The 25,412-nt window shown below is 70.0% G+C and carries 28 protein-coding genes; 14 read left to right on the plus strand and 14 right to left on the minus strand.

From position 1 onward, the window contains the following. The 4 genes from KBX34_RS21225 to KBX34_RS21240 all read right to left on the minus strand — a co-directional run. Positions 1-1,183 (minus strand): exo-beta-N-acetylmuramidase NamZ domain-containing protein (locus tag KBX34_RS21225; protein WP_210926490.1); only part of this gene is annotated, 1,183 nt, incomplete at its 3' end. A gap of 9 nt (positions 1,184-1,192) precedes the next feature. Then, positions 1,193-3,010, minus strand: coding sequence for a glycoside hydrolase family 3 protein (locus KBX34_RS21230; RefSeq protein ID WP_210926492.1), 1,818 nt, complete (start codon positions 3,008-3,010; stop codon positions 1,193-1,195). Positions 3,011-3,104: 94 nt separating this feature from the next. Then, positions 3,105-3,581: a hypothetical protein gene (locus KBX34_RS21235; RefSeq protein WP_210926494.1), complete on the minus strand. Its 477-nt coding sequence runs from the start codon at positions 3,579-3,581 to the stop codon at positions 3,105-3,107. A gap of 75 nt (positions 3,582-3,656) precedes the next feature. Then, a complete protein-coding gene (locus tag KBX34_RS21240) occupies positions 3,657-4,520 on the minus strand; it encodes an NAD(P)H-binding protein (RefSeq protein WP_210926495.1) in 864 nt (287 codons plus the stop codon). Positions 4,521-4,605: 85 nt separating this feature from the next. Between KBX34_RS21240 and KBX34_RS21245 the strand changes: the two genes are divergently transcribed. Further along, positions 4,606-5,328 (plus strand): TetR/AcrR family transcriptional regulator, encoded by a 723-nt coding sequence (locus KBX34_RS21245; protein ID WP_210794004.1) that lies wholly within the window; start codon positions 4,606-4,608, stop codon positions 5,326-5,328. A 330-nt stretch (positions 5,329-5,658) separates the two neighbouring features. Then, complete coding sequence (gene rox, locus KBX34_RS21250; RefSeq protein ID WP_210926558.1) at positions 5,659-7,083, plus strand: rifampin monooxygenase; 1,425 nt, start codon at positions 5,659-5,661, stop codon at positions 7,081-7,083. 72 nt (positions 7,084-7,155) lie between these two features. Here the strand turns inward: rox and KBX34_RS21255 are convergent, their stop codons facing one another. Both KBX34_RS21255 and KBX34_RS21260 read right to left on the minus strand, forming a co-directional pair. Then, positions 7,156-7,683, minus strand: a complete 528-nt coding sequence (locus tag KBX34_RS21255; RefSeq protein ID WP_210926497.1) for a pyridoxamine 5'-phosphate oxidase family protein — start codon at positions 7,681-7,683, stop codon at positions 7,156-7,158. Continuing rightward, positions 7,680-8,348 carry a DUF899 domain-containing protein gene (locus KBX34_RS21260; protein ID WP_210926499.1) on the minus strand — a complete coding sequence of 223 codons (669 nt, stop codon included), beginning with the start codon at positions 8,346-8,348 and terminating at the stop codon, positions 7,680-7,682. Before KBX34_RS21260 ends, KBX34_RS21255 begins: the two co-directional genes overlap by 4 nt. Positions 8,349-8,481: 133 nt before the next feature. Here KBX34_RS21260 and KBX34_RS21265 point away from each other — a divergent pair, with 133 nt between their 5' ends. From KBX34_RS21265 to KBX34_RS21275, 3 genes are all read left to right on the plus strand, one after another. Next, entirely contained in the window at positions 8,482-8,943 is a 462-nt protein-coding gene (locus KBX34_RS21265) for a helix-turn-helix domain-containing protein (RefSeq protein WP_099853503.1), read from the plus strand. Between the two features lie 438 nt (positions 8,944-9,381). Beyond that, complete coding sequence (locus KBX34_RS21270; RefSeq protein ID WP_210926501.1) at positions 9,382-11,283, plus strand: prolyl oligopeptidase family serine peptidase; 1,902 nt, start codon at positions 9,382-9,384, stop codon at positions 11,281-11,283. 617 nt (positions 11,284-11,900) lie between these two features. After that, a complete protein-coding gene (locus tag KBX34_RS21275) occupies positions 11,901-12,383 on the plus strand; it encodes an NUDIX hydrolase (RefSeq protein WP_210926503.1) in 483 nt (160 codons plus the stop codon). 29 nt (positions 12,384-12,412) lie between these two features. On the opposite strand, the gene KBX34_RS21280 is transcribed toward KBX34_RS21275, so the two are convergent. After that, positions 12,413-12,859, minus strand: a complete 447-nt coding sequence (locus KBX34_RS21280; protein WP_210926504.1) for a hypothetical protein — start codon at positions 12,857-12,859, stop codon at positions 12,413-12,415. A gap of 141 nt (positions 12,860-13,000) precedes the next feature. On the opposite strand from KBX34_RS21280, the gene KBX34_RS21285 reads away from it, so the two are divergent. After that, positions 13,001-13,267, plus strand: a complete 267-nt coding sequence (locus tag KBX34_RS21285; RefSeq protein ID WP_210926506.1) for a hypothetical protein — start codon at positions 13,001-13,003, stop codon at positions 13,265-13,267. Positions 13,268-13,330: 63 nt separating this feature from the next. Here the strand turns inward: KBX34_RS21285 and KBX34_RS21290 are convergent, their stop codons facing one another. Next, positions 13,331-13,798: an HNH endonuclease gene (locus tag KBX34_RS21290; RefSeq protein WP_210926508.1), complete on the minus strand. Its 468-nt coding sequence runs from the start codon at positions 13,796-13,798 to the stop codon at positions 13,331-13,333. Positions 13,799-13,848: 50 nt separating this feature from the next. Between KBX34_RS21290 and KBX34_RS21295 the strand changes: the two genes are divergently transcribed. After that, complete coding sequence (locus KBX34_RS21295) at positions 13,849-14,814, plus strand: SUKH-4 family immunity protein (protein ID WP_307871458.1); 966 nt, start codon at positions 13,849-13,851, stop codon at positions 14,812-14,814. A gap of 54 nt (positions 14,815-14,868) precedes the next feature. Here the strand turns inward: KBX34_RS21295 and KBX34_RS21300 are convergent, their stop codons facing one another. Further along, positions 14,869-15,798, minus strand: coding sequence for a LysR family transcriptional regulator (locus KBX34_RS21300; RefSeq protein WP_210926510.1), 930 nt, complete (start codon positions 15,796-15,798; stop codon positions 14,869-14,871). A gap of 127 nt (positions 15,799-15,925) precedes the next feature. Between KBX34_RS21300 and KBX34_RS21305 the strand changes: the two genes are divergently transcribed. Together KBX34_RS21305 and KBX34_RS21310 are read left to right on the plus strand one after the other, a co-directional pair. Further along, on the plus strand, positions 15,926-17,197 hold the full coding sequence (locus KBX34_RS21305) for an MFS transporter (protein WP_307871459.1): 1,272 nt from the start codon (positions 15,926-15,928) through the stop codon (positions 17,195-17,197). Continuing rightward, a complete protein-coding gene (locus KBX34_RS21310; protein WP_210926514.1) occupies positions 17,197-17,766 on the plus strand; it encodes a GNAT family N-acetyltransferase in 570 nt (189 codons plus the stop codon). Before KBX34_RS21305 ends, KBX34_RS21310 begins: the two co-directional genes overlap by 1 nt. A gap of 39 nt (positions 17,767-17,805) precedes the next feature. Here the strand turns inward: KBX34_RS21310 and KBX34_RS21315 are convergent, their stop codons facing one another. Further along, a complete protein-coding gene (locus KBX34_RS21315; RefSeq protein ID WP_210926516.1) occupies positions 17,806-18,546 on the minus strand; it encodes an SDR family oxidoreductase in 741 nt (246 codons plus the stop codon). A 134-nt stretch (positions 18,547-18,680) separates the two neighbouring features. On the opposite strand from KBX34_RS21315, the gene KBX34_RS21320 reads away from it, so the two are divergent. Further along, positions 18,681-19,166 carry an Rrf2 family transcriptional regulator gene (locus tag KBX34_RS21320; protein WP_210926518.1) on the plus strand — a complete coding sequence of 162 codons (486 nt, stop codon included), beginning with the start codon at positions 18,681-18,683 and terminating at the stop codon, positions 19,164-19,166. A 6-nt stretch (positions 19,167-19,172) separates the two neighbouring features. Here KBX34_RS21320 and KBX34_RS21325 read toward each other — a convergent pair whose 3' ends face one another. Next, a complete protein-coding gene (locus KBX34_RS21325) occupies positions 19,173-20,726 on the minus strand; it encodes a glycosyltransferase family 39 protein (RefSeq protein ID WP_210926520.1) in 1,554 nt (517 codons plus the stop codon). 122 nt (positions 20,727-20,848) lie between these two features. On the opposite strand from KBX34_RS21325, the gene KBX34_RS21330 reads away from it, so the two are divergent. The 3 genes from KBX34_RS21330 to KBX34_RS21340 are packed head-to-tail and all read left to right on the plus strand — an operon-like array spanning position 20,849 to position 23,000. Further along, a complete protein-coding gene (locus tag KBX34_RS21330; protein WP_247672055.1) occupies positions 20,849-21,880 on the plus strand; it encodes an aldo/keto reductase in 1,032 nt (343 codons plus the stop codon). Beyond that, positions 21,877-22,383 carry a DUF664 domain-containing protein gene (locus KBX34_RS21335; protein ID WP_247668004.1) on the plus strand — a complete coding sequence of 169 codons (507 nt, stop codon included), beginning with the start codon at positions 21,877-21,879 and terminating at the stop codon, positions 22,381-22,383. Before KBX34_RS21330 ends, KBX34_RS21335 begins: the two co-directional genes overlap by 4 nt. A 23-nt stretch (positions 22,384-22,406) precedes the next feature. Further along, entirely contained in the window at positions 22,407-23,000 is a 594-nt protein-coding gene (locus tag KBX34_RS21340) for a GNAT family N-acetyltransferase (protein WP_210926522.1), read from the plus strand. A gap of 44 nt (positions 23,001-23,044) precedes the next feature. Here the strand turns inward: KBX34_RS21340 and KBX34_RS21345 are convergent, their stop codons facing one another. Together KBX34_RS21345 and KBX34_RS21350 are read right to left on the minus strand one after the other, a co-directional pair. After that, positions 23,045-23,455, minus strand: a complete 411-nt coding sequence (locus KBX34_RS21345) for a hypothetical protein (RefSeq protein WP_247672056.1) — start codon at positions 23,453-23,455, stop codon at positions 23,045-23,047. Continuing rightward, positions 23,452-23,850, minus strand: a complete 399-nt coding sequence (locus tag KBX34_RS21350; protein ID WP_210926524.1) for a MarR family winged helix-turn-helix transcriptional regulator — start codon at positions 23,848-23,850, stop codon at positions 23,452-23,454. The genes KBX34_RS21345 and KBX34_RS21350 overlap by 4 nt, the downstream gene beginning before the upstream one ends. A gap of 187 nt (positions 23,851-24,037) precedes the next feature. Here KBX34_RS21350 and KBX34_RS21355 point away from each other — a divergent pair, with 187 nt between their 5' ends. Beyond that, a complete protein-coding gene (locus tag KBX34_RS21355) occupies positions 24,038-24,775 on the plus strand; it encodes a VOC family protein (protein ID WP_210794020.1) in 738 nt (245 codons plus the stop codon). Between the two features lie 12 nt (positions 24,776-24,787). Here KBX34_RS21355 and KBX34_RS21360 read toward each other — a convergent pair whose 3' ends face one another. Next, positions 24,788-25,381 (minus strand): MFS transporter, encoded by a 594-nt coding sequence (locus tag KBX34_RS21360; protein WP_247672057.1) that lies wholly within the window; start codon positions 25,379-25,381, stop codon positions 24,788-24,790. Positions 25,382-25,412: the final 31 nt, after the last annotated feature.

Below are 25,412 nucleotides of genomic sequence, written 5' to 3' on the forward strand. Positions count from 1 at the left end.
GTCGCGGCGATCCGGTGAGTTTGTCGATCCAGTACGGGCGCACGGTGTCCCACGAGTCGCGTCGCCAGGCGAACGCCGGGTACTTGTGCGCCTCCACGAGCATGGCCACGCCCGTGCGGATCGGGTCGTACACCGACGGGTCGACGACCTTGACCTCGACGCCGGCGCAGAGCTTGTTGAGCAGGTCCGGCTTCTGCCCGGCCGAGGTCGGCGAGAAGTACGCCTCGCGGAACTCGACGCCGGGCAGGTTCCGGGCGTTGAGCCGGTCACCCCAGTGGTGGTCGAAGTCCGTCGCCAGCCCGCCGATCAGCTCGAACGGGCGAGTCGTGCCGCGCCCCTCGGTGATCGACGCGACGCCCTCGAACAGCCCGGTGCCCGGGTAGACCAGAGCGGTGTCCGGGGTGGGCATGTTCGGGCTGGGCATCACCCACGGCACGCCGGTGTCGGCGGCGAGGGCGTCGCGCTTCCAGTGCGGGCAGCGAACCACGTGCAGGTCGACCGGTCGCCCCGCCTCGGCAGGCAGGAACGTGGCGTTGAAGAACCGGGCCAGCTCCCCGACGGTCATCCCGTGCTGCTGGATGATCTCCTTCAACCCCACACCCGAGGTGTACGGGCTGGTCATCAACGGCCCGTAGGCCCGCCCGCCGATCGGGTTGGGCCGGTCCAGCACGACGTAGCGTTTGCCGACTCGGGCCGCGGCGACCATCGAGGTGTACATCGTCCAGATGTAGGTGTAGAAGCGGACTCCGACGTCCTGGATGTCGAAGACCACCGTGTCCACCCCGGCCTCGGTGAACATGGCTTCCCACCGGGCCTGCGAGGCGCCGTACGCGTCGTACACCGGGATGCCGGTGCGTGCGTCGACGCCGGTTCCCTCGCTGCCACCGGCCTGGGCGGAGCCGCGGAAGCCGTGCTCGGGGCCGAACGCCGCGACCAGCCGCACCCGACCGGAGCCGTGCATCAGGTCGACGAGGTGCCGGTAGGACGCGTCGACCCCGGTCGGGTTGGACACGACGCCCACACGCTGACCGGCGAGTTCGGCGAACCCGGACGACACCAGCTCGTCGAGGCCGGTGCGGACCCGACGGGCACGGGAGCCGGCCGACACCGGTCCTGCGCCGAGCGTCCCCGCCCCCAGCGCGCCCGCGCCGACCGCGCCGATGAGGAGATTCCTCCGCTGCATGCTTGCCTCCTACCAGCTCAGGCCGTGGCCGTAGGGGTAGAGCACGGAGCCCGCCCCCTCGGCCGTGGGGATCGTGACGGGCAGCCGTCCGCTCGGGGACAACTCGCCGTGCAGCGCGCGGACGAGGGCGTCCATCGCCGCGCGGGTGTACGAGTACGTCGCCAGGTAGGTGGTGACACCCGGCAGGTAAGCGATGTCGTACGGGTCGCGGACGGCCACGACGACAACGGGTTTCCCGGTGCTCAGCAGCGCAGCGACCAGGCGCTGCTGGGTGGCTCGCGGGTCGGTGACGGCGGTGTCCCACGCCTTGTTCACGAGCACGACGGTCAGGTCGTGCTCGGCGGCCTGGCTCGCCGTGGCGGCGATCGTCGCGTCGGAGGGCAGGGTCGCCGGTCGGGCGGTGGCACGGGCACCACGTGCGGTGAATCCGGCGGCGACCGTCGTGACCGGGGCGGAGGCAGCGCTGTCCCAGCCGGTGATCAGGACCGACCGGTCGGCGTGGGGCAGGGGCAGCACTCCGGCGTCGTTGCGGACGGCGGTGAGCGTGGGGTCGGTGACCCGGGTGACGGCGGCGAGGTGCTCCGGAGCGCCGACGGTCCGCACGGCCTTGTCCACGTCGACCAGCGGGGAGCGGGCCAGTCCCTGGCGATACTTCACGCCGAGGATGCGTCGGACCGACTCGTCGATCCGACCCTCGGTGAGCTCGCCGGTGGCGACGGCCCGCAGCACCGCGTCCCGCGCCAGCGCGAGATCCGGCGGCATCAGGAGCTGGTCGGCGCCGGCCTTGAGCGCCAGGACGGGCACCCGCTCGTCACCGTACTTCGCCCGTACGCCAGCCATGTTGAGCGCGTCGGTGACGATGACGCCCCGGAAACCGAGCTCGCCACGCAGCACGCCGGTGAGGATCGTGGGCGACAAGGTCGCGGGGTCGCCGGACGGGTCGAGCGCCGGGATCACGATGTGCGCGGTCATGATCGTGTCGACACCGGCGCGGATGGCCCGCCTGAACGGCGGCGCGTCGATCCGATCCCACTCGGCGCGGGTGTGGTTGATCACCGGGAGGCCGGTGTGGCTGTCGGTGGCCGTGTCGCCGTGACCGGGGAAGTGCTTCGCCGCGGCGGTCACCCCGGCCCGGTCCTGGAAACCGGTGACCTGGGCGGCGGTGAGGTCGGCCACGAGGGTGGGGTCGGCGCCGAAGGACCGCACCCCGATCACCGGGTTGCCCGGGTTGACGTTGACGTCGGCGATCGGCGCGTACGGCTGTCGGATGCCGACGGCGCGCAGCTCGCGTCCGGTGACCTCCGCCGCCGTCCGGGCGGCCTGGGCCGACCGCCCCGCACCCAGCGCCATCGACCCGGGGAACTGGGCGGCGGGGGACGGCATTCGCACCACCGCGCCCTGCTCCTGGTCGGTGGAGATGAGCAGCGGCACCCTGCCCTTTGCCCCGCCGCCGAGGGCGGCCCGCTGGAGTCCGTTGGAGAGGGTCGCGATCTGCCGGGGGCTGTCCAGGTTGTGCGACCAGGAGAAGTAGCAGACGCCGCCCAGGTGGTACCGCTCGATCACCTCGGCCGGGGTCTCCTTACCGAAGGCGGCGAGGTTCGCGGCGCGGTCTGTGGCGCTGGGGTCCACGGCGTCACCGCCGTAGACGTAGGTGGCGAAGAGTTGGCCGACCTTCTGCTCCAGGCTCATGTGTCGCAGCGTGGACGTCACCCAGCCGTGCTCGGCATTCGGCGGGCGCGCCGGCGTGGCGGCCTGGGCAGGGAGGGAAGCGAGGGTGGCCACCAGTGTGGCCGCCCAGGCGGTCGCGGTAACGAGTCGGGTCTGCATAGACGCCTCTCAGTCCGGGTGGCTGAAACTTAGCTACACCTCAGCCGCCCGTCAAGAAGACAACCTACAGATCGCCGTCAGGCCCCGCCGACCGTCACCGCCGGGCGTCGCTCGGGTCGTCCGCGGCGAACTCGCGGATGGCGGCGCGGATGGCCTCGCCGTACGGGTCGTCGGACAGGTGCACCAGGTGTTCGCCGGCCCGGGCCAGGTGCTCCCGGGCCTGGGCGGGGTTGCCCAGGCGCCGGTGGCAGTCGGCCAGATTCAGGTACAGCGACGGCAGGAACGCCTGGATCTGGAGCGAGGACAGGTAACGCCGGGCGCGCTCGTCGGTCAGGTCGGACACGGCGGCCAGGGCGCGCTCGTCCCACACCAGCTCCGCTTCGGTGGTGTCCTGGAGGTCGGCGAGGTAGTGGGCGAGGGTGCAGCGGTGGAAGGCGTCGCCGGTGGGGCCGATCTCGTCCCACAGTGCGGCGAGGGCGTCCCGGGCGAGAGCCTTCTGCCCTGATCGGCCGAGCTGCACCGCCGCACCGATGCGGGTCATGGTCGGGTCGGATGTCGGCTGGTTGTCCATGTCGCCGATGGTCGGGCCTCGACCCGGTCGAGGGTCAACTCAGCGGCTCGCAGGCCCGGTGCTCGTCAGGACGCATCACCGTTGGGAGACGATGGCCTCGAGCACCGAACGGACGGACGTCGGTCGACGACCGATGAGGGTTTCCAGCGTCGGGTCGGTGACGGCGAACTCTCCCCGTCGCGCTGCGCGGTACATGCCCAGGGTGAATTCGGCGGCTGCCGCGGGCATGCCATGCGCGACGGCATCGGCCTTCCACTCGTCGTCGCCGAGGACCACTCGGGTGATGGCGCGGCCCGTGATCCTGGTGAGGACGCCGGCCACCGCTTCGAGGTCGAGCGCCTCCGCCGCGGTCAGCGCGGGCGTGACGCCATCGAGCAGGCCCTCCTCGACCATTGCGATGGCTGCGGCCTCGGCCAGGTCGGAATGCGCGGTCCAGGACACCGGCCCGTCCGCCGGCGCCACGAGTTGCCCGGTCTCCAGCGCCGCACCGATGGAGTAGCTGAGCGTGCTCGCGTAGAACCCGTTGCGCAGGGCGGTGAAGGGAACCCCCAGGCCGGCCAGGTGTTCCTCAGCTGCGGCGTGCGTGGGCTGGGGGGCGAACAGCGAGTCCCTGGAGGCCGCCTGGTGGCTGGTGTACAGGATTCGCTTGACTCCTGCGGCCCGGGCGGCGTCGACGGCGGCGCGGTTCGCGACGAGCGCACCGGCGCCGCGAATGGCGGCGGACACGATGAGGACCTTCTCGGCACCCTCGAAGGCGTGCGCCAGCGTGGCTGGGTCGGTGAAGTCTCCGGCACGGACCCGGACACCGCGCTCAGCGAGGCCCGCGGCCTTGTCGACGTCGCGCACGCTCACGCCCACGGCCTCGGGTGGCAGCCGGTCGAGGAGCAGGTCAACGATCTGGGACCCGAGCTGACCAGTGGCACCGGTGACGACCAACATGATGAACGCTCCTTGTTATCGGTGATTCGCCTCCGACGTTAACACCGATATTCCGCAGATAACAAGGCGCTGTTAGCATCGGTTCATGGTGACGACGCAGGACACGGCATCTCGCGACGACGTCCGTTCCGGCATCGTCGCGGCAGCCACCCAACTGCTGCGTGCGAAGGGCGCGAACGCGGTGACGACGCGCGCCGTCGCCCAGGCCGCAGGAGTGCAGGCCCCGACCATCTACCGCCTGTTCGGCGACAAGGACGGCCTCATCGACGCCGTCGCCGAACATGTCATGGCCACCTATGTCAGCGGCAAGTCGGTCGCGGCGGACGTCGCGGCGGGTGACCCGGTCGCGGAGCTGCGAGCCGGATGGCGTACGCACGTGGATTTCGGCCTGGCGAACCCCGAGCTGTACGCGCTGATCGCGACGCGGGGGAGCGGCGCACCCTCACCGGCGACGGTCGCGGGCCTCGACGTGCTGCGTCGCCGCGTTCGGCGACTCGCCGCAGCCGGCCTCCTGCGGGTCGACGAGCAGCGCGCACTCTTGATGATCCACTCTGCGGGCAACGGAACCATCCTCACCCTGCTGGGAGTGCCCCCGGAGCAGCGCGACCCCGGTCTGAGCGAGGCCATGCTCGACGCTGTGCTCACCAGCATCCTGGCGACAACTCCGGCGACACCCGACACGGCCACGAACGCGGTCGCGGTGACGTTCGCGACGGTGCTGCCCGACCTCCCAGGGCTCACCGACGCCGAACGCGCGCTGATGGCCGAGTGGCTCCACCGATCGCTGACCCGCCTGCAGGACCGCTGACGGCGACAGGGCGAGCGCCGCGAACGCCGCGCGGACGAGAAGGCGTGGGCCCGTGACCATGACTGAAAATAGCTGGCGGGACGATGGTCGGGCTTGTAGCTTGCAGGTGACGTGACCCGCCCGAGGAGGTGAGACCCATGAACGATGCAGCGATGTGGGTGCTCCCCCTTCCGTCACGACCGGGCGATTGACGTAGGTGTCGCCGGGAGCGCCCCGCCAACAAGGCCCTCCCGAAAGGCAACACCCATGCGCCCTCAACAATTCACCGCCGAGCCCGCGTCTCAGACCAGGGTCGAGTCGCCGTCCACCAGTGCGGATCGCACGCCCCTCATCTTCGACGTGATCATTGTCGGGTGCGGGCCGACCGGTGCGATGCTGGCCGCCGAACTGCTGCTGCACGGCGTACGGGTCCTCGTGGTGGAGAAGGAAACCGAGCCCGCCTCGTTCGTCCGTATCGTCGGTCTGCATGTCCGCAGCCTCGAACTGCTGGCCATGCGCGGCCTGCTGGATCGCGTCCTTCCGCACGGCAGGCAGCGGCCGGCCGCTGGCTTCTTCGCGGCCATCGCCAAACCCGCACCGAAAGACCTGGATTCCGCGTACGCCTATCTGCTGGGTATCCCGCAGCCAGTCATCGTCGGCCTGCTCGAAGAGCATGCGATCGAACTGGGCGCGCAGGTTCGGCGTGGTCGCGCGGTCGTCGGCATCGAGCAGGACGACCACTGTGTGACCGTCGAGCTGACCGACGGGGAGCAACTGCGCTCGCGCTATCTCGTCGGCTGTGACGGCGGGCGCAGCACGGTGCGCAAACTGCTCGGCGTCGGCTTTCCCGGGGAGCCCGCACGGACCGAGACGCTGATGGGCGAGATGGAGGTGGGCACGCCGCAGGAGGAGATCGCCGCCACGGTGAACGCGATCCGCGAAAACCATCACCCGTTCTGGCTCCGGCCCGCAGGCAACGGGGTCTACAGCGTCGTGGTCCCCGCCGCGGGAGTCAGCGACCGTGCGGTGGCGCCCACCCTCGAGGATTTCCAACAACAGTTGCGCACCATCGCCGGAACCGATTTCGGTGTGCACTCCCCGCGCTGGTTGTCCCGCTTCGGGGACGCCACCCGGCTGGCCGACCGATACCGGGTCGGCCGCGTCCTCCTGGCCGGCGATGCCGCCCACATCCATCCGCCCATCGGGGGACAGGGCCTCAACCTGGGCGTTCAGGACGCCTTCAACCTCGGCTGGAAACTGGCCGCGCACATCCGGGGCTGGGCGCCGGAGGCTCTGCTGGACACGTACCAGGCCGAACGTCATCCGGTCGCCGCGGACGTGCTGGACAACACCCGAGCCCAGATGGAGTTGCTGTCCCCCGAACCAGGCCCGCAGGCGGTACGCAGGCTGCTCACCGAGCTGATGGACTTCGACGAGGTGAACCGCCACCTGATCGAGAAGATCACAGCGATCGACATCCGGTACGACTTCGGCGCGGGCTCCGACCTGCTCGGCCGCCGCCTGCCCGACGTCGCCGTGAAACAGGGCAACCTCTACGGTCTGTTGCATCGCGGCCGGGGCCTGCTGCTGGACCGCACCGAACGCCTGAGCGTCGGCGGCTGGTCAGACCGGGTCGATCACCTGACGGATCCCACCGCGGAGCTGGACGTCCCCTGTGTCCTGCTGCGCCCCGACGGGCACGTCGCCTGGGTCGGTGACGATCAGCAGAGCCTGGACCAACACCTCTCCCGCTGGTTCGGCGAGCCCGCCCACTGATCGCAGGCCGGCGGCCCCGACGTCGAGGAGTGCGGCCCCGACATACCAGCGGCGGACGGGCTCGGCGTGACCTCAGGTGCGGTTGAACCGCCAACGGGTCGCGGTGAGCCCGTCCGTGCCGTAGCCGAAAGCCCGGACCGGGGAGACCTGGTAGAAGGCGTACTCGGGTGATCCGGGCAGACTCTCGTCGTGGACCCGGCCGTCCCTGATGTCGAACGTCCAGCCGTACTTTGTGACGAAGGCGGCGGCCACCCGGCGCAGTGCGGTCCCGCCGGACACCTGGTGAACTTCAGCGCTCACCACCAGGTCGAGATCTTCGCTGCTCACCGTGATGACAGCGCGGGGGTTGCCAGCCAGGTTTCGGCTCTTACGGGAGTGCGGGCGGCTCGCAATGCACGGCGCCCCGTCGACCAGCACGACCATCACCGGCGCGGCGTGTGGCCGACCATCCGGTCCCACAGTGGACAGCCAACACTTGTGCGCCGACCGCAGGCAGGCCAACGCCTGGCTCCACGGCTTGAGTGTCGCCGCGTCGGTGTTGAAGGGTGTCGCATCCTCCTGCTGGAAGAGGAGTTCAGCGACTGGCGTGTCGACCGTCATGACGGATCCCTGGTCGTGTCGTACTCGTCGTGCAGTCGCCACCACCGGTAGGGCTGGGTTTGCGGCCAGCCTTCCGGCGAGTCCTCCCAGGTCTCCTGTCGGCCGTAGGGCGTCAGGTCGAGGAAGGTCCAGTTGCTGCCGAGCCGTTCCACGCCGCGGGCGGTGGTGGTGTAGGTGCGGAAGATCCGGTCGTCGGCGCGGAGGAAGACGTTCAGCGCGAATCCGTCACCGGTGCCCATGTCGGCGTTGAAGCTGTTGTTCAGCGACGAGTACCAGGGCAGGTCCCAACCCATTCGCCGCCGCACCGCCAGCAGGTCGTCCAGTGGGCCGTGAGACGTCAACGCGAGGGTGACGTCGCGGACGTTGAGGTGGGCCGGGTGTCCGACGTTGTCGGTGAACATCGAGCAGCCGGAGCAGACGGCGTCGATGCCGTGCCACATGAACGTGTACACGATGAGCTGGCGGCGGCCCTGGAACAGGTCGCTCAAACTGGCCGGCCCGGACGGGCCCTCGAACACGTAGTCCTGCTCGACCGGCGTCATCGGCAGCCGGCGACGCGCCGCGGCCACTGAGTCGAGCTGGCGGGTGAGTGCCTTTTCGCGTACGCGCAGGGCGTCTACCGCGTCCTGCCAGTCCTTGGTCGGCACGATCGGCGGATGGTTCATGCGGGCCTTCCTTCGGCTTCCACACGCGTGTGGAGAGGGGGGACAGGGCCAGTCCGTTCCTTAAGGGGATGGACTGATGTGACGCTAACAGAGTCAGTTCCTTGAAGGAACCACCTTTGCGTATCGTGGCGTCATGCAACGAACGCAGTTCGGCGCCATGGCGTGCTCGATCGCCCGCACCCTCGACGTCATCGGTGAGCCGTGGTCTCCGCTGATCCTGCGCGACGTCTACGCCGGCACGCACCGCTTCGAGCAACTCCAGCGGGGCCTCGGCATGTCCCGCAAGGTGCTCGCCGAACGGCTGAGCTGGCTGGTCGAACAGGGCGTCCTGACCCGGCGTGAGTATTCGGACCGGCCGGTCCGCCACGAGTACCTGCTCACCGACAAGGGCAGGGAGCTCTGCGATCTGCTGCTGGTGATGGTGCGGTGGGGTGATCGGTGGACGGCGGGCGAGGCCGGCCCGCCCGTGCTCTACCGCCACCACGCCTGCGGCAAGATCAGCCACGTGGAGCTGCGGTGCTCGGAGTGCGAAGAGCCCATGCGGGCTACAGACATCGACCTGTTGCCCGGGCCTGGAGCCCAACCAGGATCCTGACCGGTCGATCGGCGGTGCCGCCGACCGTGCGAGACGTGCAGCGTTTGGACCTCAGCGTTGCTGCGGCAACTGGGCGTGTGGCCTGCTGCCCGGTGGCCGTCGACTGATCGCGGCGATCTCGGTGAGAATCGGGTGTAGTCGCTCGGCCAGGGTCGGGTCCGTGCGAGTGAGTTCCGCGGTCAGGGACGTTGCGGCAGCCGAGAGCGCACGGCGTAACTCGGTCTCATCAGTGGAGCGGACCAGGGTCGTTTCGAGCGGGCCGGTGATGTCGGCGGGCAGTAGGTGGGCGCCTTTGGCGTAGCTGGCGGGGTGGCGTGTGAGCCGGTGATCGCGGCGGCGACGACAGCGGGGTCCTGTTCCGCCAGGTGCAGCAGCCGCCGCCGGATCAGGTCGCGTTCCTCCACTAAGAACATATGTCGATGCTGGCAGACTGATCGCATGACGGGTCTGACCGCCGAGGTCGTGGTCGACGGTTGTGCCCCGCAGACCCCGGCGCTGGCCCCGAACGGGCGCCTGTTCTGCTACGTCCTCGCTCCCATCAGCCGGGCCGGTGACCACCTCGACACCGAACTCTGGTTCGCCGGCACCGATGACGCCGTCGCGCCGCGCAGGGCGACAGCCGACACCGCAACCGAGTCCCGGCCGCTCTGGTCGGCCGACTCGGAGACGCTGTTCTTCCTGTCCGACCGCGCCGACCGCGGCACCCCGCAGCTACACAGATTCACCCCCGCCAACGGCGCGGTGACCACGGTGACCAACTGGCGAGCCGGCGTCATCGACCACCTGCCGCTCAGCGACCCCCACCTGGTCGCTCTGCTCGCGGAGGACGAACCCACCGAGCAGGACGCGCGCCGCGCCCGGGACCGAGACGACGCCATAGTCGTCGGCGAGCGCGAATCGCGTGCCCGGTTGCGGATGCTCGACCTGCGCACCGGCCGGATCACCACCCCGGGTGTGTTCGGCGACCGGCACGTCGTGGAACTGTGCCAACGTCCCGGCGGCGGCCCACTTGCCGTGCTCACCTGGGCCAGCGCCGACAACGACCACGGCCCGCGGACCGGCCAACTGCACCTGTTCGACCCCACGACAGGGAGTGCGGAGAACCTTGGCCCGGTCGCGGCCGACGCACGATCTCTGGCCTGGTGGCCGGGCGAGGACGGTTGGCACCTCGGTTACGTCGCGCTCACCCCGCCGGTGCTGCAGGCCGGCACCGCCGTGTTCGACCTGGCCGTGGACAGCCGCGTCCTGCGCAACCGGACAGCTGGTGTCTCGATGTGCCCCACCCAGCTCTGCCAGACCGGTGGCGCCCCGCTGGTGGTGTTCGCCGACGGTCTGAACACGACACTGGCCCGGCTCGACCCCGCCGGCCTCAGCACCCTGTCGCATCACCCCGGACGCCTCGACAACGTCACCACCACTCCTACCGGCACACAGATCGCCGCCATTACCGGCACCCGCTATCAACCCCCGAACGTTCATATCGGGCCGTCGACCGGGCCGCTGCGAAGAATCACCAACACCCGCCCGGACCTGGACGGCATCGCACTCGGCACGCAACAACCGCTGGCCTACCGCGCCGCCGACGGCCTCGACCTGGACGGTTTGCTCGTGCTGCCGGTCGGAAGGTCCGCATCGGAAGGCCCGTTCCCGCTGGTCACGATCGTGCACGGAGGCCCCTACGATCGCTACGCCGATCGGTGCCAGTTGTTCTGGTTCCCCAGCGCGCAGTGGCTGGCCGCCGCCGGCTACGCGGTGTTCCTGCCCAACCCGCGCGGCGGCCAGGGCCATGGTCACCAGTTCGCCGCCAGCGTCGCCGGTCGGGTCGGAGGGCAGGAGTGGACCGACATCCTGACCGGCATCGACCTGCTCATCGCTCAGGGCATCGCCGACCCCGACCGGCTGGGCATCGCTGGTTGGAGTCACGGCGGCTTCATGTCCGCCTGGGCCGTCGGCCAGACCGACCGCTTCCAGGCCGCGCTGGTCGGTGCCGGCGTCGTCGACTGGGGCATGCTCGCCGCGACCGGGGAGAACGGCCAGTTCGAAGCCGCGCTCGGTGGCAGCACCGGCTGGTCCGGCATCGGCCCACACCCCCATGACGCGGTCAGCCCGATCTCCTTCGCCAGCCGCATCCGCACTCCGGTGCTCATCCTACACGGTGCCGAGGACACCAACGTTCCCCTCGGGCAGGCCGTGTACCTCCACCGGGCGCTGCGCCACTTCGACGTCGAGCACGAGTTCGTGATCTACCCGAGAGAGGGCCACTCGGTCCGGGAACGCAACCATCAACTCGACGTCCTGCGCCGGACTCGCGCCTGGTTCGATCGCTGGCTCCGGCCCTGAGCGGGCGCGTGGATCAGACGTCGTCGCTTACCTGAGCTGACCTCAGGACCTTCAGGTCCTTGAGAGCTCGGGTCAACTCACCAACTCGCGCGCTGCCACAAGCTCCGCTTCGCCGTCTGGGCACGTTAACGGTTTGCCGGTAACAGTAATCCGATAATTAGCTGCTACAAAGCGGGCGAAGCGGGCAGGCATCATAATGACAGTTCTTGTGCGTAATGATTCAGGATGTTGTCGTCACGCTCCTGAAGCGACCCGATTCCCAGCTCACGTGCTCACTCAGCCACTTACGGGAAGGGCTTCAGCCCACCTGCCGGCCGTGATGTGCGCCCAGGCCCGCCCGGCGACCTCCTGGTACACGCCCCTCCGGCTGCCGTAACCGCGCACGATCAGGCAGCCGTCGTCTCGACGGACCGAACGACCGATGAGGTACGCGCGCAGGGCTAGGTCAGCGCTCTGACAGACCCGATCAGGTGGGAAGCCGCCAAGCGGCTCAGGTCGGTGATCGGCATTGCGCGCCGACAGCCTTACCGCCGAAATCTCAGGAGAATCGTTCTGACAGAACCGTTCAACCCGTTCGAGGGCAGCGCTTCCCCCGAGACTGCGACATCCTGGTCACTGTGATCACGCAACGGCTCCGGGTCGCCGCGTACGCGGTGTGTCTACGGGATGAGGACCTGCTGCTCGCCCGTTGGGTTTCGCCCGACGGTGCCCGGCGGCACTGGACGTTGCCCGGCGGCGGGGTCGAACACGCCGAGGATCCGTTCGACGCCGTCGTGCGGGAGGTGACTGAGGAGACGGGGTACGAGGCGCAGGTCGAGCAGTTGCTCGGTGTGAACTCCCGTACGAGGAATGTGGAGCGCAACGACAGGGATGTTGTCGAGCTGCACATGCTGGCCATCTTCTACCGGGCCCGGATCGTTGCCGGTGAGCTTCGATCCGAGACGTGCGGCACGACCGACCTGGCGCAGTGGACACCCATGGCACAGGTCTCGACCCTGGAGCGCTCCGTCGTCGTCGACGTCGGGCTTGAGCTGCACCGCAGTGCGCCGCCGACCGGGCACGTGGAGACGATCCAGACGACCGGACTCCTGCGGCACTGATGCAGGGCGACGTCCTGGTCGATGAGCGATCAGCGACCGCACCAGGCCCGGGCCGAAGCGGTGCGGAGCAGCAGCCCGCTGACGAGCAGGGCCAGCACCGCCAGCAGTCCGCCCAGGATCCCCACGACGACAAGGGGTTCGACCGGCGGCGTGATCAGCGACCCGAGGCGCGGCCCGAACAGCAGCATCGTCCCGGCACCACCGAGAAAGGCGAGCCCGACGCCCACGGCGAATCGCTGGGCCACCCGCCACGCGGTCGGACCCCCGCGCCGGAGGCCACGGAGCAGGACACCGACGGCCACCGTGCAGCCACCCAGGGCGAGCGAGTTCCCGGCGCCGCCGACCTCGGCCAGGAGCGCGATGTCAACGGCAAGCACGTACACCCACCAGAACGCGAACAGCAGCACGCTGGCGCTGATGCTGGGCGGTCGCCGCCCGGTGGCCGCCGGGCCGGGGCGCAACGACTCACTGATCATCGCCGGATCATACGGACCGGTCACCCCCGCGCGACGTGCGCCAGCTCCGCATAACGAGGTACGCGGTCAGGCGCTTGAGGACTAACGCCTTCGCGACGTTGGCCTCTTGAAGCAATAGGTTTCCTCCGATGCAGTTGGTCTGTGAGCATAGTGCGATGGACCGCCGGGACAGCGGAGACGGTCACCCATCTGGGGCACCTGTACGAGGCGTACGGCTTTTCCACCCAGGGCTTCGACGTCTACCTGGCCACCGGGTTGACCGAGGGAGAGCCGGACCGCGAGGCGACCGAGCAGGACATGGTGCACCGGTCGTTCACCGACGCCCAGATCCGTGCCATGGTCTTGGCTGGCGAAATCGTCGATGCGCCGTCGCTGGCTGCGCTGACCCTCTACGCAATGTCTCGTTGACCTCGCCGCTCGACTCACGCCAGACGGCTCACGGGGGTTGCCCGGCCGCAGTGTCCTGCGCGCTCAGCCCACCTGCCGGCCGTACGCGGCCCGTGCTGCGGCAACCTCTTCGGACTGCCGTACGCGCCACCTCTTCTGCGCCTCGCTGTTGCACACTCGACACACAGTGCGGTAGCGACCACTCGTTGGATCGAGCTCCCGCTCGTGCCCGTTTCGGCAACGCGGCTGCTGGGTGCGGCTGCGACAGTTCTCGGCGTGGGCCACCTGCTGGAGATGGGTGGGTTCGATGCAGTCCGGCGCGCCACACAGGTGGCGCACATCCAACCCGGGGTCGTATCCACCGACGAAGACGACGTAGGCCGTGATGTGGGCCCAGGCCCGCCCGGCGACCTTCTGGTACACGCCCCGCTGGCTGCCGTAACCGCGCACGATCAGGCAGCCGTCGTCTCGACGGACCGAACGACCGATGAGGTACGCGCGCAGGGTCTCCTCAGTGAAATGTCGGGACAAGCCCTTCACCTGCGACAGCATCTCACCAGGCTAGATCAGGGGGCCGCGCGTGGGTGACGAGGACCGACCGGGTGGACCGGCGTGAGCGAGCGACCCGCCGGTCCTGGCCGAGTTGGTCCCCGCGTTGCTGGGCGGCGCTCGATAGATTGGCGGCCATGTCGTCACTGGGCAAGCTGGACGGGTGGGAGTCGCTGTCGCCGGAGTTGCAGGAGCGGATGGTCGCGGCCGACCTGCCGGAATCGTTGCGACTCGATGAGTACGACCTGTTTCTGCTCGGCCCGGACCTGATCTTTCGGGATGGCCTGTTGCGATTCGGCTACGGCACGGACGCGTGGGGCGGCGAATTCTGCCTCGACCTGGACACCGGTGCCGTGCTGGTCGTCGATGACAGTCGAACACGGACGTTCGTGAACTCGTCGCTCGACCTGTACGCCCGTTCGCTGCGCCTGGTCGCCGGTCTGGCGCCCGCAATCGTCGGCGGCGACCCGGACGGGTGGGAAGACGCCAAGAACGAGATGCAGCGGGTCATCGGGGAGTGGGACGCACCGGCGATGACCTCGGACAACTACTGGGACGGCCTCTCGTGGGACATCGCCACCGGCAACTACGCCGACCAGTCTGCCGAACGGTGTGCAGGTGACCACGGGTGGCGTCGACTTGTGGGGCCCACCGAAGCCCATCGGTACGCCGAAGCGCTGGGTGGTGCTACGCAGCCGGTCAAGACGACCAAGCTGAGTGACACCACGTTCAAGGAGCAGCACGCGGGCCTGCCGACCACCGTCGACAGGTCGCTCACCGAGGTCACGAGGTCCTCGGACGAGAAGCAGGCCTACCTGGGCGGCGCCGACGAGATCCCCGACTTCGTCGGTCTGAACAAGGCGAACCCGGCGCCGAGCGGCCCGGCAGGCGGTGGCGGCGGCGGACTGCCGATCACCGGTTCACCGATCCTCACCATCGCGGCGGTCGGGGTCCTGCTGATCCTGATCGGCATGGCGGCCCTGTGGCGTACCCGCCGCCTGCGGTGGGTGGTCAAGTAGGTCACGCCGTCCCGTCGCGCCCCTGAAGGGCGCGGCGGGACGGTCCGCCGCTGGTCATGCCCACGTTGGCAGCCAGATCTCCGCATCGACTGGGCTCGTCCGTCGCGAATCGAGATGATCGCGGAGTGTGGCGAGCGCGGGATGCGGGTTGTCGTCGCGCCAGATCAACGACATGGGGTAGATCGGCGCCGGCCCGCGTACCGGTATGCGCCGCAGGTCGTAACTGTCCGGCCACAGGTACCGGGTGCGTTCGCCGGCGAACGTCGCCAGTTCCGCGGAGTCGGCGATCTCGGCCAACAGTGCCTCGTTGCCGAAGGCCGGCCCGACCAGGTCGATGGTGAGGCCGAACGCGGCGGCGAGTTCGTCGTAGTAGTCCGCCCATTCGGTGCCGGAGGCCATGCCGGGCATCCAGATGCGGTGCGCGGCGAGCTGCGCGGGCGTGACGGTGCGGGCGTTGGCGAGGGCGTGGCGTGGCCCGACGAGGAGTTCGTGGTGTTCGTCGATCACGCGGGCGGTCCTGATCCCGTCGGGCAGGTGGCGCTCCGGGATGGGGACGGCGTGGAAGGTGGCGTCGACCGCCCCCGCCTCGACGGCGGCCATCGCGGCATGGACGTCGGCGTCGAGGGTGACGACATCCAGCTCGATGCGGGGGTGCGCCCGGTGGAAGTCCTGCAACAGCACCGCTGGTGCGATGCGTCGACTGTGCACATCCACGCGCAGGGCGCGCCGACCGGGGCGTACGGAGGCGTCGGCGCGCGCCTCGACGCGCAGCAGTTCCCGGGCGTGGGGCAGGAAGGTCTGGCCGTCGATCGTGAGCTGGGCGCCGCGAGCGGTGCGGTTGAACAGTCGTACCTGAAGATCCTTTTCCAGGGCGGCGATGCGCTTGGACACGGCCTGCTGGGTGATCGACAGCGCGGTGGCGGCGTCCTGGAACTGGCCGGCGTCGGCGGCGGCGACGAAGGTGCGTACGGCGTCGAGGTCCACGCCAGGAACCCTACTTCCACAACATCTGGTTGTGACTCACCGCGGGTGCGGTTGTTTGATCTGGCCCTGCGCCCTTGCTTTGATCGCACCGGCCAACGGCAGGTTGTTGAAAGCGGGGGTGTGGGGTGTGGCGGCGAGACGATCCCTGGGTCGGCGGTTCCGGTGGTTGTGGGCGGCGTACGCGGTCAGCGCCTACGGTTCCGGGTTCGGCTTCGGTGCCCTACCGCTGATCGCCGTGCTGGTGTTGGACGCCAGCCCCGCCCAAGTGTCCGCGCTGTCGGCTGTGGGGCCGGCGGTGGGCGCGCTGGTCGCGTTGCCACTCGGGCCGTGGGTGGAGTTCCGCCGCAAACGGCCGGTGATGGTCGTGATGGATCTGACCCGGTTCGCGGTGCTGCTGACGATCCCCATCGCGTACGCGCTCGGCCGGCTCGGTTTCGCGCAGTTGATGGTCGTCTCGGCCGTCGTCGCCACCGCCAGGATCGCTCTCGGCGCGGCCAGCGGCGCCTACCTCAAGGCCCTCGTCCGGCCGGACGACCTGCTCGTGGCCAACGCGAGGTTCGAGTCGACGACCTGGAGCGCCATCGCGCTCGGGCCGCCGCTGGGCGGCGCGGCGGTCGGCCTGTTCGGCCCGGTCGCCACCATCGTGGCCGATGCCGTGAGCTACCTGCTCTCCGCGCTGGGGATCACGGCGATCGGCGGGCGGGAGGAACACCCCCGGCGCGGTGGCGGTCGCCGGGTGCGTGCCAGCGAGGTGCTCGATGGCTGGCGGCACCTCCTGACCCACCGTGGCCTGCGGGCGCTCTACCTCAACCAACTGCTCGTCAGTGGGCTGATCATGGCCACCGAGCCACTGCTGGCCGTGCTCCTGCTGGGCGAACTCGGGTTCCCACCCTGGCAGTACGGGCTTGCCTTCGCCGTGCCCTGCGTCGGCGGGCTCATCGGCTCACGGCTGGCCCGCCGGGTCGTCGCGAGGTACGGCCGACACCGGATCATCCGCACCGTGGGCACGTTACGCGCGATCTGGCTGGTCGGCCTCGCCTTCGTCCAGCCCGGTGTCATCGGGCTCGCCACGGTGATCGCCGTCGAACTTGCGATCATCATCAGCATGAGCCTGTACAACCCGGTTCTCGCCACCTACCGCCTGGAGCAGACGCCGAAGGACCGCGTGGTCCGGACTCTGACGGCCTGGTCGATCGGCAGCAGTGCCACCATCGCGGTCCTCAGCGCGCTCGGCGGACTGTTCGCCGCCGCCACCAGCCCTCGCACGGCCATCCTGGTCGCGGGACTGCTGATCCTCGCCAGCCCGTTGCTGCTACCGCGCCGCCCCGATCCCGGAGCGGCGGGGGACGCCGAGGCCCACGATGACGGCCGCCCGCAGACGATGCGGGAGTTCGCCTGATGTTCCAGCCGACCTATCCGATCCGCACCGCTCGGCTCACCCTGCGTCCGTTCACCATCGACGACCTCGATGACGTGTACGCGTACCAGCGTCGACCCGATGTCGTTCGCTGGATGCTCGGTGCCGAGCCGCGTACCCGTGAACAGTCGCGGTCGTCGGTGCTCGCCATGGCCGGCGAGGACGCGCTGCGCGCGGAGGGGGACTGCCTGGCTTTGGCCGCGGTCGGTGAAGCGGGGGTGATCGGGACCGTGGAGTTGGTGTGGCGCAGCCAGCTCGACCGTACGGCCGAGCTCGGTTTCGTGTTCAACCCCGACCATGGGGGCCGCGGGTTGGCGACGGAAGCCGCTTCGGCGTTGGTGGACTGGGGCTTCACCGAGTTCGGCCTGCACCGGATCTATGGCCGGTGTCACGGGCGCAACGCCGCCTCCGCCCGTCTGATGGCCCGGCTCGGCATGCGCCGCGAGGCACACCACGTCGCGAGCTATCTGTTCGCGGGGGAGTGGGCTGACCGGCTCGTGTTCGCGATCCTGAACCGCGAGTGGCAAAGCCGTACCCGCACGTCGCCGTGATGATCGACTGCCACGGCGACGTACGGGTCGGGCCGACGCTCAGCCCTGGCGGCCCAGCCACTCCCGGTAGGCGGTGGGCGCGATGAAGGCGCCGTCGGGGGCGACGAGGACGTCGTCGGGTGCGGCGGCGAACATGCCAGCGCTGTTGTCGGTCGTGACGGTGCGCTGGTCACCACGGGCGGCGAGGGTGATGCGCCCCAACTCGTCGAGGGCGAAGACCTCGGGGCCGGCGACGTTGCGGATGCCCCGCAGCGGCGCGCCCATGCTGACGTCGGCGACGGCCTGCGCCACGTCGGCGGCGGCCATCGGCTGCACCGGGGTGCTGGGCAGGCGAACGGTCTTCTCGTCGGCGGTCCAGGAGAGGATCGACTCGATGAACTCGAAGAACTGGGTGGCGCGGACGATCGAGTACGGAACCGGACCGGCCTTGAGAATGTCCTCCTGGAGGGTCTTGGCGCGGTAGTAGGCCAGGTCGGGCACCTGGTCGACGCCGACGATGGAGAGCACCACCGCGTGACCGACGCCCGCACGCTCGGCGGCGGCCAGGAGGTTGTCCATGGTCGTCTGGAAGAAGGCGGGGGAGGCGTCGTCGAAGGTCGGCGAGTTGGTCAGGTTGACGACGACGTCGGCGCCGGTGAGCGCCTCGGACAGCCCCTGCCCGCTGAGGAGGTCCACCCCGGTGGACAGCGAGTGCGGCACCGCCTCATGCCCGGCGGTCTGCAGGATCTTGACGACCTGCGACCCGATGAGGCCGGTCCCACCCAGTACGGCGATCTTCATGCTCATGCACCTTCCTGTGAAATGTGGTCGTGTGTCCGGCTTTCCTGGCTCAAGCCAAACTCGGACCTCTCCTGTCCGAGAACAATACTCGGACATTGCGAGTCGGAGTATCTGGGGTTGGCTAGGGTGAGGTCATGAAGATGTCCGGCGGGGTCGAGTGGGCGCTGCACTGCTGCGTGGTCCTCACGACCAGCAGCACGCCCGTCCCGGCGGCCAAACTGGCGGAACTGCACGATGTCTCCAGCAGCTACCTCGCCAAGCAGCTCCAGTCGCTCGCCCGCGCCGACCTGATCCACTCCGTTCAGGGCAAGTCGGGCGGTTACGTCCTCACCCGGGCGCCGGGGAGCATCACCCTGCTCGACGTGGTGCAGGCCGTCGACGGCCCGGGGCCCAGTTTCGTCTGCACGGAGATCCGCCAGCGCGGCCCGTTCGCGACGCCGGCCGACTCCTGCACCACGCCGTGCCCGGTCGCCCGTGCCATGTGGGCAGCGGAGGACGCGTGGCGCCAGGCGCTCGCCGCGGTCACGATCGCCGATCTCGCCCGCGACGTCGACACCGCCTCCGGCCCCGAGGCACTGGCCGGCATCCACACCTGGCTCACCAGCGATCGCGCCGGCTGACCACTGTCAGCCGGTGTGGCGTACCTCGGTGTCCCAGATCTGCGCCCACGGACGCCGCAGCCCCCGGCACACGTGGATCGGGCCGCCGTTCTCGTCGTTCTCCACCTCGACCCGCTGGTCCACCCGCCCGGCGAGTGTGCACGTCTCGAACCAGGCGTTCAACGGGTCGGGCCGTTCCCAGCCGACGGCGATGACCACGTCCGCTTCGGCGGGTGGCCGACCGAAGTCGACCATGCTGTTGTGCCCGGAGTACGCGCGCGGAAGACCACGAGCCGGACCGTACCGGGCCACCGCACCGGCCTCGCCGTAGTTGCCGGTCAGGATGACCGCCCGCGAGCGCTCCTCGGGTGTCAGGCCACCGTGGACGGCGGCGAGCGAGTCCGCGAACGCCGGCCAGCCGATCGTCTCGCCGGCGTCGTAGTTGACGTCGACCACGAACCCGGGCAGCCGCTCGGCGGGCAGCACCGGCAGCAGCAGCACGATGTTGGGCAGGAGGAACGGCACCACACCCAGCACGAGCAGCCCTCGACGCAACCGGATCGACCCGCGCGACGCCCACGCGACGGTGACCAGCACGCCGGCTGCGGTGAGGACCAGCAACAGCGGCGCGTCGTAGTAACCCTTGCCGCCGGCGATCAGCACGATGCCGACCACCACCAGCCAGGCCCAGCCCACCGCCCGGTACGCCCGCCACGCCGGTCGGCGCAGCAGCGCGACGAGGCCCGCGATCCAGATCGGTACGGCGTACGGGCTGATGATGACGAACTGGAGGGTCAACGCGTCGACCCGGCCGCTGTAGGAGCTGTCCCCATCGGAGATGGAGGCCGCCACGCCGAGTTGCGGGAAGCCGTGTGCCGCCTGCCAGATGAGGTTCGGAGCGGCCAGCAGCACGGCGACGCCGGCAGCGGCGAGCACCCACCGGTCACGCAGCAGCCGACGTGGCCCGGCGATGAGCACCCCGGCGATCAGACCCACTGCCAGCAACGCCGGCAGGAGCTTGCTGAGCATGCCCACCCCGAGCGCCAGACCGATGCCGAGCGCCCAGCGGCTGTCGCCGGTGCGCAGCAACCGCACCGCACACCACACGGCGGCCAGCCAGACCAGCAGGTCGACGGTGGTGGTGCTGAGCAGGTGACCGCTGGCGAGAACGATGCCGGACAGCGCGGCCAGCACCGCCGCGAAGGTCTGCGCGCCACGGCCGCCGCCCAGCTCCCGGGCGATGGCGGCGACCAGCAGCACTGCGCCACCAGCCAGCAGCGCCGACGGCGTCCGCAGCACCACCAGGTTGCCCGGTGCGATCGTGTCGAGCAGTCGAGCGAGCGCCGGGACCAGCGGACCCTGGTCGACGTAGCCCCAGTCGAGGTGTCGGCCGGCGAGCAGGAAGTACAACTCGTCGCGGTGGTAGCCGTAGCGGCCGGCGAGCAGCAGCAGCGTCACAGTGGTCGCGGCGGAAACCAGCCACGGGCCGCGCCCTCGTGCGCCAACCTCCGGTGGCGCGCCCGGCGGTGCCGCCGGAGCCGGCCGCTGAGGCCGGTCAATGTCGATCGCGGGGTCGCTCACCTGCTCATGATGACCCGCGAGGTGGTCGCGCGGGTGCCCGTACCGCGTTCGGCACTGTCCCGCATGCGGGTGGTCGGGACGGGTGCGAAGATCAGCTTCGTCACTCGGACCGAAAGGACGATATGCGCTACCGCACTCTGGGCTCCACCGGCACTGTGGTCTCGACCCTGTGCCTGGGCACCATGACCTTCGGCGCGGAAACCGACGAGGCCGGCAGTTTCGCCCAACTGGACCGGTTCGTCGAGGCCGGTGGCACCTTCATCGACACCGCCGACGTCTACTCCGCCGGCGTCTCGGAGGACATCGTCGGGCGTTGGCTGCGGGCCCGACCCGACCTGCGCGACCGGCTGGTGATCGCCACCAAGGGGCGTTTCCCGATGGGCCCGGGGGCGAACGACGCCGGCCTGTCCCGGGTGCACCTCACCCGCGCGCTGGACGCCAGCCTGCGGCGACTCGGGGTCGAGGCCGTCGACCTCTACCAGGCGCACGCCTGGGACCCGATGACCCCACTGCCGGAGACCCTGCGGTTCTTCGACGACGCGGTGAGCGCCGGAAAGATCCGCTATGCGGGGGTCAGCAACTTCACCGGCTGGCAGTTGCAGAAGGCCGCCCTGCTCACCCAGCACCTCAACCTCACCCCGATCGTGACCCTGCAACCGCAGTACAACCTGCTGGCTCGGGAGATCGAGTTCGAGCTGGTGCCGGTCTGCGAGAACGAGGGCATCGGCATCCTGCCGTGGTCACCGCTGGGCGGCGGCTGGCTGACCGGCAAGTACCAGCGCGACAGCACGCCCACCGGAGCGACCCGCCTCGGCGAGAACCCCCAGCGCGGCGTCGAGGCGTACGCCGGTCGCAACGCCGAGGAGCGCACCTGGCGGGTGCTCGACGCGGTCCGTCAGGTCGCCGGGGAACGCGGCGTGTCCATGTCGGCGGTGTCGCTGGCCTGGCTGGCGGCTCGACCGGCGGTCACCTCGGTCATCCTCGGCGCGCGCACCATCGAACAGCTCGACGACAACCTGACGGCCGCCGACCTGGTCCTCGACGCCGAGCAGATGCGGTTGCTGGACGAGGCGAGCGCCCCGCTGGTGGGGGACTACCCGTACGGCGCAGCGGGTGTGCGGCAGCGCGGCCGCGACCTGCCGACCTCATCATGATTCCCTTCCCCGAGCCCACCGCGCCGGCCGGCAGCCGCACCGAGGTCTTCCTGCGCTACCTGGACTACTTCCGCGAGTCCACTGTGGCCAAGGTGTCGGCGTTGGCCGAGCCGGAGCTGCGCCGCAGCCGGCTGCCATCCGGGTGGACCCCACTGGAGCTGCTCACGCACCTGCGCCACGTCGAACTGCGCTGGATCGAGTGGGGTTTCCAGGGCCGGGACGTCGCCGACCCGTGGGGCGACCGCCGCGACGACCGCTGGTACGTCGCCCCTGAGGAGACCCGGGAGGACCTGGTGGCGGCGCTGCGGGCCCAGGGCGAGCACACCAGCGCGGTGGTGACGGCACACGACCTGGCGGAGATCGGTGCGCCGGGACCGCGCTGGAACGGCGCGGACCCGGCGTCGCTGGAGCGGGTGCTGTTCCACCTGGTCCAGGAGTACGCCCGCCATCTCGGCCACCTCGACGTGGTCGCCGAACTCGCCGGCGGCCCCGTCGGCGAGTGAGCCCCCGGCTCGATAATGGGCGAATGCCGTCGCTCGTCACACCCGCCCTGCCCGCCGGGAGCCTCGGCGTCCAGGACCAACCCCACCTACCGGTACGCCCCGGGCTGGCGCTGCGGCCGTGGCGCGACGACGACGCCGGGGTCGTCCGGGTCGCGTTCGACTGTCCAGCGATCCAACGCTGGCACGTCCGCCGTCTCGACAGCGACGACGAGGCTCGGGCGTGGACGGCGCAGTGGGCCGGCCACTGGCACGAGGAGACGTCCGCGAGCTGGGCGATCGTCGACGCGGACGACCGGCCGCTCGGTCAGGTGGGGTTGCGGGGCGTGCTGCTGGCCGAGGGGTCGGCGCACCTGTCGTACTGGCTGCTGCCGGGTGCACGCGGTCGGGGGATCGCCACCGAGGCGCTGGGAGCTCTGACCCGCTGGAGCTTCACGGACGCCGGTCTGCACCGGCTCGCCCTGGAGCACTCGACCGCCAACCCGGCGTCGTGCCGGGTGGCCATGCGAGCAGGTTTCCCCGCCGAGGGCGTGGCTCGCGGGTCGGTCCGCCACAGCGACGGCTGGCACGACATGCACCTGCACGCACGGCTGGCGACGGACTCAGTATCGCCCAGGTAGGCGCGGCGCGCTCATCAGCTCCAAGCGGGCGGTGCGACCGGGGGTCATGTGGCGGGAAATTGGGCCACGTCGGGCTCGACCCAGCCGGTGCGGGCTTGCGTGCTGGCCAAAGTCGCTGACCTGTAGAAGCGGGTGAGCAGGCGCTTGTCCAGCAGTGCGGGATGCCGATCGATGAAAACGGTGAAGTCATCGATGGCGCGGTCGGCAACGTGGTGGGCTACCAGTTCCACCCAGGCGCGGCTGACAGTGGCGTGGTACTTCTGCGGCATCCCGGCATAGCGGGCGGTCCGCTGGATGCCATCGCTGACCAGACCGATGGCGGCCGGCATGCCGGCGGTGCGGACTGCCAGCCAGGTCAGGTGCAGGTGAGCGCGGTGGTCGAAACGTTCGTTGGCTGCGGTCACCTCGGCCATCAGCTTGTCGAAAAGCAATGCTCTTGAGCTGGTCGGGGTCATGCGGGCACCTCTGCCAATGCGCGCAAAACGATGTGGAAGCCGGCGATCGACTCCGCGGGCAGGTCGGCGAGGGCACGCTCCTCCAGCTCGGCCAGCGTCTGCCGGATGGTGCCGGCGGCCAGGCGGCCTGAGGCGGTCAGCTCGATGACCACGACCCGGCGGTCTCCCGGGCGCGCGCCGCGCGTGATGTGCCCGCGCCGCTCCAGCCGGTCCAGCACGCTGGTCAGCGTGGTCGGCCGGGTGCCGGCGGCGGCCCCCAGTTCGGAGATCGTGCGGCCACGGCCGTCCGCGAGGTTGGCCAGTACATTGATCTCGGAGGCGGTCAGATCGAGGTCGACAAGTCTCGCGGCGAGGATCTGCAAGGTGGCATGGGTCGCGCGCTGCAAAGCAAGCAACGCAGACTTCTCCGGTGATGACGTAGAAGAGTTAGTCACGATATCGGACTATACGGAATCGTAGTACCGCTCGACAAGCCCCGCACGCACGGCTGCGCACCGACGGCTTGATCTGATCAGTGGGCGCCAGCGGATGTGGGCCTGGGCGGGCACCACCGCCGACTCGACGGGCCCTACCATCTCCGGCATGGCAACGCGGCTCGTACAGATCAACATGAAGGCCCGCGACGATTCCGCGCTGGGCGGTTTCTGGGCGGCGGTGCTCGGCTGGGAGATCTCCAGCGAGGGCCCCGGCGTGACCAACCTCGAACCTGTGGGCTTCGTCTACCCGGATCCCGTCGCTGTCTGCATCGACCTCGTCGTCTCCCCGGAACCAAAGACGGTGAAGAACCGCGTGCACGTCGACCTCGCCACCACCTCGGCGGCTCACCAGGCGGAGGTGGTGGCGCGCCTGAAGGATCTCGGCGCGACACCTGCCGACGTGGGCCAGGGCGACGTTCCCTGGACGGTCCTGGCCGACCCGGAGGGCAACGAGTTCTGCGTGCTGGAGCCCCGGCCGCTCTACCGGGACACCGGGCCGATCGCGGCGGTCGTGGTCGACTGCGCGGATCCGCGAGCCATGGCCGACTTCTGGAGCCAGGCCACGGACTGGGTCCTGCACGACGTGACCGACCGCCAGGCGGTGCTGCGCTCCGCCAAGGGCGTCGGCCCATACCTGGAGTTCGTCCGGACACCCGACGTGAAGACGGTGTGGAACCGCGTCCATCTCGACGTCCGCCCCTATCCGGGTGACGACCCGGAGGCCGAGGCGGCCCGACTGCGGGCTCTCGGTGCCACCGCCGTCGATCTGGGCCCCGACGATGTCGCGTGGACCGTCCTCGCGGACCCCGAAGGCAACGAGTTCTGCCTGCTCAGCCCGAGCTGACCCGGCCGCTACCTACCCGGACGTGGCGCCGCCCGGGTAGGTGGTCGGCGCGGATTCCGTCGCGTCGTTCTCGTCGGCGCGCCGCATCACCCTCGGCAGTCGCAGCGCGACGATGCCGGTGGCCACCAGGCCGCCGACGCCCGCGATCACCAGGGTCACCGGGGCGGAGGTGGCGTCCAGCAGGAGGCCGCCGGCAATGTAGGACGTCGCAGCGGCGACCCCGATCGCGCCGTACAGGTTGCCGAAGACCCTGCCGAGCATGCCCGCCGGGACCGTACGTTGCAGCAGCGTGATCGAGGCGATGTCCATGGCCGCCACCCCCAACCCTCGGACGGCTTGCAAGGCGATCGCGGCGGCGACGGCCCAGGCGAGCCCGGTCAGCAGGTTACCGACACTGCTCACCGCGAAGCCCACGATCAGCAGCAGCGGCATCGACGCCCGCGTGCCCCACCGGGACAACAGGGCGTAACCGGCCACAAGGCCGAGGCCGACCGCGCCCAACAGGAGCCCGGCCGCGGAACTGCCAACCTGGAAGGTGTCCCGGGCCAGCAGCACCAGCGCCACGTCGTCGACCCCGTTGAAGGGCGACCACCGCGGCGAAGCCAAGGAAGATCACCCGCACCGTCGGAACACTCAG

The sequence above is a fragment of the Micromonospora sp. M61 genome (assembly GCF_018070245.1).
GTDB classification, from domain to species: Bacteria; Actinomycetota; Actinomycetes; order Mycobacteriales; family Micromonosporaceae; genus Micromonospora; species Micromonospora zamorensis.

Bases quoted from the DNA above. Each gene is read 5' to 3' on its own strand.
- KBX34_RS21315 (WP_210926516.1), bottom strand. From the start codon at position 18,546: ATGAAGATCGCCGTACTGGGTGGGACCGGCCTCATCGGGTCGCAGGTC.
- KBX34_RS21265 (WP_099853503.1), top strand. From the start codon at position 8,482: ATGCAACGAACGCAGTTCGGCGCCATGGCGTGCTCGATCGCCCGCACC.
- KBX34_RS21355 (WP_210794020.1), top strand. From the start codon at position 24,038: ATGGCAACGCGGCTCGTACAGATCAACATGAAGGCCCGCGACGATTCC.
- KBX34_RS21245 (WP_210794004.1), top strand. From the start codon at position 4,606: ATGGTGACGACGCAGGACACGGCATCTCGCGACGACGTCCGTTCCGGC.
- KBX34_RS21260 (WP_210926499.1), bottom strand. From the start codon at position 8,348: ATGAACCATCCGCCGATCGTGCCGACCAAGGACTGGCAGGACGCGGTA.
- KBX34_RS21230 (WP_210926492.1), bottom strand. From the start codon at position 3,010: ATGCAGACCCGACTCGTTACCGCGACCGCCTGGGCGGCCACACTGGTG.
- KBX34_RS21290 (WP_210926508.1), bottom strand. From the start codon at position 13,798: ATGCTGTCGCAGGTGAAGGGCTTGTCCCGACATTTCACTGAGGAGACC.
- KBX34_RS21240 (WP_210926495.1), bottom strand. From the start codon at position 4,520: ATGTTGGTCGTCACCGGTGCCACTGGTCAGCTCGGGTCCCAGATCGTT.
- KBX34_RS21345 (WP_247672056.1), bottom strand. From the start codon at position 23,455: ATGACCCCGACCAGCTCAAGAGCATTGCTTTTCGACAAGCTGATGGCC.
- KBX34_RS21270 (WP_210926501.1), top strand. From the start codon at position 9,382: ATGACGGGTCTGACCGCCGAGGTCGTGGTCGACGGTTGTGCCCCGCAG.
- KBX34_RS21330 (WP_247672055.1), top strand. From the start codon at position 20,849: ATGCGCTACCGCACTCTGGGCTCCACCGGCACTGTGGTCTCGACCCTG.
- KBX34_RS21280 (WP_210926504.1), bottom strand. From the start codon at position 12,859: ATGATCAGTGAGTCGTTGCGCCCCGGCCCGGCGGCCACCGGGCGGCGA.
- KBX34_RS21335 (WP_247668004.1), top strand. From the start codon at position 21,877: ATGATTCCCTTCCCCGAGCCCACCGCGCCGGCCGGCAGCCGCACCGAG.
- KBX34_RS21340 (WP_210926522.1), top strand. From the start codon at position 22,407: ATGCCGTCGCTCGTCACACCCGCCCTGCCCGCCGGGAGCCTCGGCGTC.
- KBX34_RS21320 (WP_210926518.1), top strand. From the start codon at position 18,681: ATGAAGATGTCCGGCGGGGTCGAGTGGGCGCTGCACTGCTGCGTGGTC.
- KBX34_RS21310 (WP_210926514.1), top strand. From the start codon at position 17,197: ATGTTCCAGCCGACCTATCCGATCCGCACCGCTCGGCTCACCCTGCGT.
- KBX34_RS21235 (WP_210926494.1), bottom strand. From the start codon at position 3,581: ATGGACAACCAGCCGACATCCGACCCGACCATGACCCGCATCGGTGCG.
- KBX34_RS21255 (WP_210926497.1), bottom strand. From the start codon at position 7,683: ATGACGGTCGACACGCCAGTCGCTGAACTCCTCTTCCAGCAGGAGGAT.